This window comes from Sphingobium sp. (assembly GCF_041987595.1).
Lineage (GTDB): Bacteria > Pseudomonadota > Alphaproteobacteria > Sphingomonadales > Sphingomonadaceae > Sphingobium.
In genome coordinates, this window is the sequence record NZ_JBHIWJ010000004.1 from 101936 (window position 1) to 108940 (window position 7005).

Annotated in this window: 5 protein-coding genes and 1 pseudogene; 2 read left to right on the top strand and 4 right to left on the bottom strand. The window is 62.2% G+C overall.

What is annotated here, in order from left to right:
• The first annotated feature begins 262 nt into the window (after positions 1-262).
• Both ACFC3J_RS02270 and ACFC3J_RS02275 read left to right on the top strand, forming a co-directional pair.
• Positions 263-2548, top strand: coding sequence for a GumC family protein (locus ACFC3J_RS02270; protein ID WP_375194588.1), 2286 nt, complete (start codon positions 263-265; stop codon positions 2546-2548).
• A 56-nt stretch (positions 2549-2604) separates the two neighbouring features.
• Positions 2605-3276 (top strand): LuxR C-terminal-related transcriptional regulator, encoded by a 672-nt coding sequence (locus ACFC3J_RS02275; RefSeq protein WP_375194589.1) that lies wholly within the window; start codon positions 2605-2607, stop codon positions 3274-3276.
• A gap of 305 nt (positions 3277-3581) precedes the next feature.
• On the opposite strand, the gene ACFC3J_RS02280 is transcribed toward ACFC3J_RS02275, so the two are convergent.
• The 4 genes and pseudogenes from ACFC3J_RS02280 to ACFC3J_RS02295 form a co-directional block, all read right to left on the bottom strand.
• A complete protein-coding gene (locus tag ACFC3J_RS02280) occupies positions 3582-4943 on the bottom strand; it encodes a lipopolysaccharide biosynthesis protein (RefSeq protein ID WP_375194590.1) in 1362 nt (453 codons plus the stop codon).
• Between the two features lie 102 nt (positions 4944-5045).
• Positions 5046-5789, bottom strand: coding sequence for a LuxR C-terminal-related transcriptional regulator (locus tag ACFC3J_RS02285; RefSeq protein WP_375194591.1), 744 nt, complete (start codon positions 5787-5789; stop codon positions 5046-5048).
• A 343-nt stretch (positions 5790-6132) separates the two neighbouring features.
• Entirely contained in the window at positions 6133-6816 is a 684-nt protein-coding gene (locus tag ACFC3J_RS02290; RefSeq protein ID WP_375194592.1) for a PIG-L deacetylase family protein, read from the bottom strand.
• 3 nt (positions 6817-6819) lie between these two features.
• A pseudogene (locus tag ACFC3J_RS02295) lies at positions 6820-7005 on the bottom strand (methionyl-tRNA formyltransferase); the annotation flags it as partial.

Genomic DNA, 7005 nt, shown 5'->3' on the forward strand with positions numbered 1-7005 from the left:
CGATCAACTCCGGCACAATGGCTCGAATTGAGACGATCCGGAATAGTCAGACACACATCAGAAATGCCTAGCCGCGTCTGAGGCGCGGCCATTCCAGCCTTTCCGCCTTATGCATCCGAAGGGTTAGCACCTATGCGCCGCGTCGAGTCCCGATGCGCTTTTGCTCTGGGACAGCGCAGACCGCAATATCCGCAATGATTTGGGGAAGGGCTTCAAGGGCAGGCCCCGTTCATGCGCCCCTGCAATCCGACGGGAGACTATCATGGCGTCTGCACAGCTGACACTGATCGATGGCGCGGCGTCGCCCGGCGGCAGGGAAAAGCAGCAGGACCTGTCTTTCGAACTGCAACAGATGACCGCCCGCCAGATCTGGTTTCTGCTGCGCCGGCATATGAAGCTGGTGGGGAGCATCGTGATCACCTGCGTGGTGGTGGTGCTGGCCGTGCAGCTGCAACTTCCCAACCGATATGAAGCGACGGCGACGGTGCAGGTGGAACTCAATGACTCGACCGGCTCGAATCAGGCGGACGCCACGCGTAACCAACAGCGCGTCGCCAATGAAGCGCGCATGTATCGCTCTCAGGCGCTGGCCGAACAGGTGGTGCGCGACCTCAATCTCAACCGCAATCCGACCTTCACCCACAATATCCCGATGACGGTGCAGCAGGCCGCGGTGCAGCTGACCAAGAATACCCGCGTGGTCAGCTCGACGGATTCCGATTTCATCGACATCACTGTCCAGTCGCGCAAGCCGGAACTGTCTGCGCGCATCGCCAATCGTTTTGTCGACAGCCTGCAAAAGATCCGGTCGCAGCGGCGGCAGACCTGGCGCGACGGTCTCAGTGCCGCGCTGGACAAGGAAACCAGCCGTCTGGCCCATGAGGTGGAAGTGGCCGAGCGCGCCGTTGCCGATTTTCGCCGCGATCATCTGATGCCGATGGGCGCGGGCAGCGCCGAAGATTATCAGCAGATGAACCGCATCGCCGTCGAGGCCGCTTCTACGGCCGCGATGAGCAGCGCGATGCAGGCGCAGGCGGCCGGCGTCGGTCGCGCCGCCGCCATGCGCACTGTGGCGGGCGCAAGCTCGCCTGCGCTCGACAATCTTCAGAAACAATATGACGACCTCGTCCGTCAGCGTTCCGAAAATTCGGTGCAGATGGGTGCCAATCACCCCCAGATGCAGGCACTTTCGGCCCAGATCGCGCAGGTCGGCAAGGCGCTGGTTCAGGAACGGGCCGCGGTCATCAACACCCAGCAGACGAAGAATGACACCGATGCCGGGCGCGAACGCGCCATGGCGCTCGCGGAAGCCAGCGCGGCCTCTGCCCGCGCGGGGCAGCTTCAGGCGAAGCTCAATGCGATGACCGGCGCAGCCTTCCGCAACAATGCCAATCTGGTCAATCTGTCGATCCTCGATCGTCGGGCCGAGGTGGCGCGGCAGGCCTATCTGACCACTGCGCAGCGCGCGCAGACCGTGCAGTCGGAACTTCAGACCACCGGCGTCAACTCGAGCATGGTGTCGGCCGCCGCCGTACCGCTCTATCCGGTGGCGCCCGCGCCCAAAAAAATGGCGCTGGCCGCCTTTGTCGGTTCGTCGGTCCTCGCATTTCTGATCGTGCTGGGTATCGAGATGTTCGACAATCGCCTGCGCAGCGGGGACCAGCTCCGCCGCCTGTTCGGTCTGCGGACGCTCGCGATGCTGCCCAAGCTGGAGGAATCCATCGGCACCACGATCGAGGAAAATCCGGTCATCACCCAACCCCAATCCCTGTTTACCGAAGTCGCCCGCAACCTGGCGAGCGAAATTGGCGAACTTCCCCATGATGCTCTTGCTCATGGCGGAAGCCAGCGGATTCTGGTCACCTCGCCTCTGCCGGGCGACGGCAAGTCGAGCGTCGCGCTGACGCTGGCCGCTGCCGCCGCCTCCATGGGACGGCGGGCAATCGTGGTCGACCTTGACCTGCGGCGTCCCGGCCCCAGCATCCTGCGGTCGATCCAGGACAGTTCGGGCACGCCCGATCTGATCGAAGTGCTGACCCATGCGGAGGAAAGCCGCAAACTTATCCCCCAGATCGAACAGCATGTGGAGCATGACGCGGCCGAAGGTGCGGCGCCCACAGCTCTCATGCCGGTCGTGCTCAGCACGCGCGAGCAGATTCGCAATCCCGCGGCGGTGGTGCAGGGCTGGCAGGTCGGCCGCCTGCTTGATGATCTGCGCGAACGCTTCGACCTGATCGTCATTAACGCGCCCGCCATTTTGGCCGTGCGCGATGCGCGGACGCTCTCCAGCCTGGCGGATTCGACCGTTATGGTGGTGCGCTGGGGCCACACCACGGTCGAACAGCTTCGCGCCTCGCTCCAGATGGTCAACAATCAGGTGGTGGGCGCCGTGTTCAATCAGGTCGATTATGAGGATCACGCCCGGCGCGGCTATGGCGACGCGGTGCAGTTCTACATGGGGTCGGCCGCCTATTATTCCGACAGCTTCCCCGTGCAGCAGGGTTGGATGAGCCGGGTGCGCAACGCCTTCACGCGCAAGGCCGCGTGAGCGCGCTGCCGCCGCCGGACCAGGCCGTCCCGCACCCTATCCGTTCTGAAAGTTTCATGGTGGAAAAGGATGCTCCGCTCAACTTGCTGATCATCGACGGCAGCCCGCTACGGCGGGCCTGTATTGCGGTGGCGCTTGATAAGTCGGACAACCATATCCTGCCCCAGACGGGCCTCGATCCTTCCGGTCAGGCGCCCGACGTCATCCTGTTCCAGACCGGCGATTCCGAAACGGAAAGCGCGGCGCTGCCCTCGCAGATCGGCGAAGCGAGGCGGATCTGGCCTCATGCTGCCATCATGGTGATTGCCGATCATGGTAATGACGCGCTGCTTCTGGCGGCCTTTACTGCGGGCGCGCAGGGGGTGCTGCGGTCCAGCACCGGGATCGCCACCATGCAAAGGGCCTTGCGCCTGTTGAAAGATGGGCTGGCGATTTACCCCGCTTCATTCGCGCTGGCGCTGCAGGCGCGATCCGGCCCTGCCCGTCCGGACGCCAGCGACGAGCGGGTCGCGCTGGCGGTGGACAGGTTCAAGCTGCTGACCAAGCGTCAGCGCGACGTCTTGCGGCTGCTGGCGCAGGGTGCGTCCAACAAGGATATCGCCCAGCGCCTCAACATCAGCGAAAGCACGGTCAAGGTCCATGTACGCGCAATCATGGCGGTGAACGGCGCGTCCAACCGCACGCAGATCGTCGCGCATCTTCTGAAGGGCGGCGACGGCGAGGATTGATCCGGGACTTGAACCCATAAATGGCGCGCTCGAGGTCTGAGGCGGAAAGGCTTAACGCAAAGAGAAAGGGCACAGGAATATGCCAGTATTTCAGGCCCTCCCGACGCTGGGATGACCTTTCTGGTCAAGTTCGCAGGACGATCGGATGGCTTCCATCTCGAAACAAAATGCTTCGGGCCGTCGCAGCGCCCGTTTTGGTCCGATATGTTCGCCATTGACGTCTCGAACGCGCCATTTGAGTTTGCGCCCCTGAGCGATGTCCAAGCGATCGGAACCGATCGCTGGTAAAGCGCTCCCTCCAAGGATCAGCCCGCGCTGGCCGGCACCGGCCTGATGCGCGCCCGCCGCAGCCAGCACACATCCAGTAGCACGGCCGTCGCCACGCCCAGAATGACGTGTGCCGTATTGCCGCCGATCGGGCCGTAGCGCGGCACGGCATAGGCAGCGACCGCAACGAACAGGGCGGTCCCGAAACCGGAGATCGCCAGCACCGTCCAGCTCTGGTTCATCGCCAGCATCGCGGAGCGCGACGGCGCGGCGTGCAGCATCAGCATGACCGCCACAAGCTGCGTCAGCAGCAGCACATAGGTCTGCGCATAGGCTTCACCCGGTCCCACGCGGATCAGCAGCGGCCCGAAGAGCCACGCGCCCGCCAGCATGGCGACGCCCACCCCCGCCAGCGCCATCTGCACCTGCAGGGTGGCGGCGCGGAAGTTGCGGATATTGCCGTTCGCCCACATGCGCGCAACGTCGGGATAGACAACGGCCTGCACCTGCGCACCCACCTGAGCCGCGACCTTGGCGATCCGCTTGGCGAGATAGTAAACGGCAGCTGCCGAGCTTCCGGCCACCGCGCCTACGAACAGCGAGTCCGCCTCCGTGGTGATGACGCGCAGCGTCAACGACAGGTTGGTGGAGCAGGCAAAGCCGAAAAAGCCGGGAAAGTCGCGCACCAGCCCGCGGAGGCGGGCGTGGAACGGGTTGGGTATCCCCATTTGCCGAAGCGCCCGGAAACCGACCCAGAAGACCGCCACCGACCCAAGTGCCTGCGACACCGTCCAGGCAATCATGAAGCCGATCACTCCAGCATGGGTCACCATGCAGAAGAAGGCGAGCAGGATGCGCAAAATATTGCCCGCCACCTGGGCATAGGCCAGCATCTTGAACTGGCCCGACAGCCGCAGGGCAGCCATGGGCACGCCGGCGATGTTGAACAGCGTCGCGATGGAATAGATCGCTACCAGTTCCACATGAAGGGGTTTCAGACCCAACAGCGGGCCGAACAGCAGGGCCAGCCCTATGGCGCTGAACGCCGCCAGCGCAGCCGCGCCCATATCCAGCATCAGACCGTAGCAATAAAGCCTTTGCAGACGCCGCGGCGAACCCTGAGCCTCCTCCTGTACGGCGAAGCGGATCAGGGGTTGCCAGGATTCAAAGCGCAAAATGCGCTCGACCACGCGGTTATAGGACAGGACCAGCACCATGATGCCGTAGGTCGCCGGTCCCAGAGAACGCGCGGCCATCGCGACGCTGACCAGCATGATCAGGGCGTTCAGGAAATTGCCCGAAAGCAGATGTCCTACTGCAATCAGCCGGCCGCGTGTTCCTTTAATCAGGAAATCACCGAACCGGCTGCGCAACATCTGGGTGGCACGTGCGGTCAGCACGTCCCTGCTCCATCTTTCATTATGATCCCTTTTTGCTTCTACGCGTTTCGACGCAGTCAGCCTTTCCAGCGGACTTGAACAAACGCTTTCGGGCGGCGGGGATCAGGCGCGGAGCGCGACCATTTCCATGGCCGGCAGTTGCGCCGGGTGGGGGATGCTGACGGGCAGCTCGGGTTCGACCTCGGTGACGCGCCCGCGCATGCCATGATTGGCTGCCCAGATCGCCGCTTGGGTCCGGTTCTTGACGCGCAGCTTGCGCAGCACGGCCTTTACATGGACCTTCACCGTGGCTTCGCTGATGTCCATGCGCTTGGAGATGACCTTGTTGGGGCATCCCATGATAAGCCAACGGAGGATTTCCAGCTCGCGATCCGACAGGCAGGCGGCATCCACCGGCCGTTCGACCTCCATCGCATCGGTCAGGCTGGGCCGCGATTGCAGCTCATCGGCCAGTTGCGGCGGCAGGACGCGTTCGCCCATCGCCACCAGCTGAAGCGTCGCCACCAGCCGATCGCAGGAGATTTCCTTGATGATATAGGCCAGCGCACCGAGCCGGAACGCTTTCAGCATGATCTGGAAATCGAACCGATCGGACAGCAGAACCAGGTAGGAACCGGGAAACCGCTTTTGCAGGAGCGACAGCGTCTCGGCGTCCATCGCTTCGGTTCCATCATCGATCAGAAGCAGGGAAGGCCCGATATCTTCGGGAACCTCATCCTGTTGAATTATCGCTGCAATATTGGAATATTGAGTAACGCGGAAATCGCGTTCCGTCAGAATACGGCTCAGCCCCTCTCGGACAATTGCATTACCGCACAACAGACGCACATTGACTGGGTACGACATTGGGTGGTCCCCTCATGATCTCTTCTACCTCCATAAGCAGGCCCCAAACGGAATGTAGAAGACCAGTAACTAAATGCCTGTAGTGCGACCCTTTCTTTTCGTTTCAACAACTTATCAGTAACATATTTGTGCCGTGAGAGTCCCGGAGTCTACAACAGAAATTTTGGGTAAGCGAAACGCGCTGTTAACATGTTGTTAAGGGAGAAAATTTTTTTGGCGATCTTTGAGAATTGCTGCGCTGCGACAGGCAGCGCTACTACTTTGGTAGTATAGGGATCGGCTTAATTTGCGGGAATCGGGGTTGGAAAGCCCCTGAAATGATTCGGTAGACTTATAACTTAGGTTAGTTAATTTGCCGAATGAGAACAAAGGCTTCCGCAGCGCAGCGATAGGCGGTCGCCCCTCTCAAAGTCGCCAGGGCGCGGATGGCGTCGATGGAGCGCTCGTCGGGCCTGGCCTTCACCTGACTCCGGAAGGCCTGAAAGGCGGCGATCTTGCGCTCGATGGTGTCGCTGATATCGACGAACAGGTTGGGATTGAAGGCGGGCGTGATGCCGGGCGCCAGCCAATTGGTTTCCGACAGCGTCTCATAGGCAAGAACGGAGGCTGGGCCGCCGCTGCCTCGTGGCCGGGCGTGAACCAGCGCCGCGTTGAAGACGATCTGATGATCCATGTGAATGTCGCCGATGAAGGGGATCAGCAGCACATCCGGTTCGATCCGCGACAGGGCGGCGGACAGGGCATGGTTAAGATCGCTGCGCTTGATCTGATCCAGTCCGGCAGCAGGAAAATCAAGAAACTGGGTGCTGGTCACGCCGATAAGATCATGGGCGCGAGCGCTTTCTTCATGGACCTGCCGGACCAGCTCTTCCGCGAACAGAGGCGGTTGCCCGCGCGTGACGATGACGACATGCACCTCCGCGCCTGCCGCGGCAGCGCGTGCCATGGTGCCGCCGCAGCCCAATATCTCGTCATCGGGATGCGGCGCCACAACGGCGATCCGGCGTGCGTTGAACGGCGCTGACATCGGCTATTCCCCCAATTTGACATGAAGCCGCGGCGGCTTTTCGATGCCGCTCCACTGCGTGATGGTGAGCGCGCTGTTCTGGCCGCACATCACCGTGAAACTGTCGATCGTCCTCAGGATGACCTGCCCCGGAAGGGCGGCGTGGCGGTGCCCCAGGCCGGACGGAACGCCTGCCCAGATGCGCAGGTC

What these genes read in the sequence shown, in the direction of transcription:
- ACFC3J_RS02270 (WP_375194588.1), top strand. Translation starts at nt 263, where the DNA reads ATGGCGTCTGCACAGCTGACACTGATCGATGGCGCGGCGTCGCCCGGC.
- ACFC3J_RS02275 (WP_375194589.1), top strand. Translation starts at nt 2,605, where the DNA reads ATGGTGGAAAAGGATGCTCCGCTCAACTTGCTGATCATCGACGGCAGC.
- ACFC3J_RS02285 (WP_375194591.1), bottom strand. Translation starts at nt 5,789, where the DNA reads ATGTCGTACCCAGTCAATGTGCGTCTGTTGTGCGGTAATGCAATTGTC.
- ACFC3J_RS02290 (WP_375194592.1), bottom strand. Translation starts at nt 6,816, where the DNA reads ATGTCAGCGCCGTTCAACGCACGCCGGATCGCCGTTGTGGCGCCGCAT.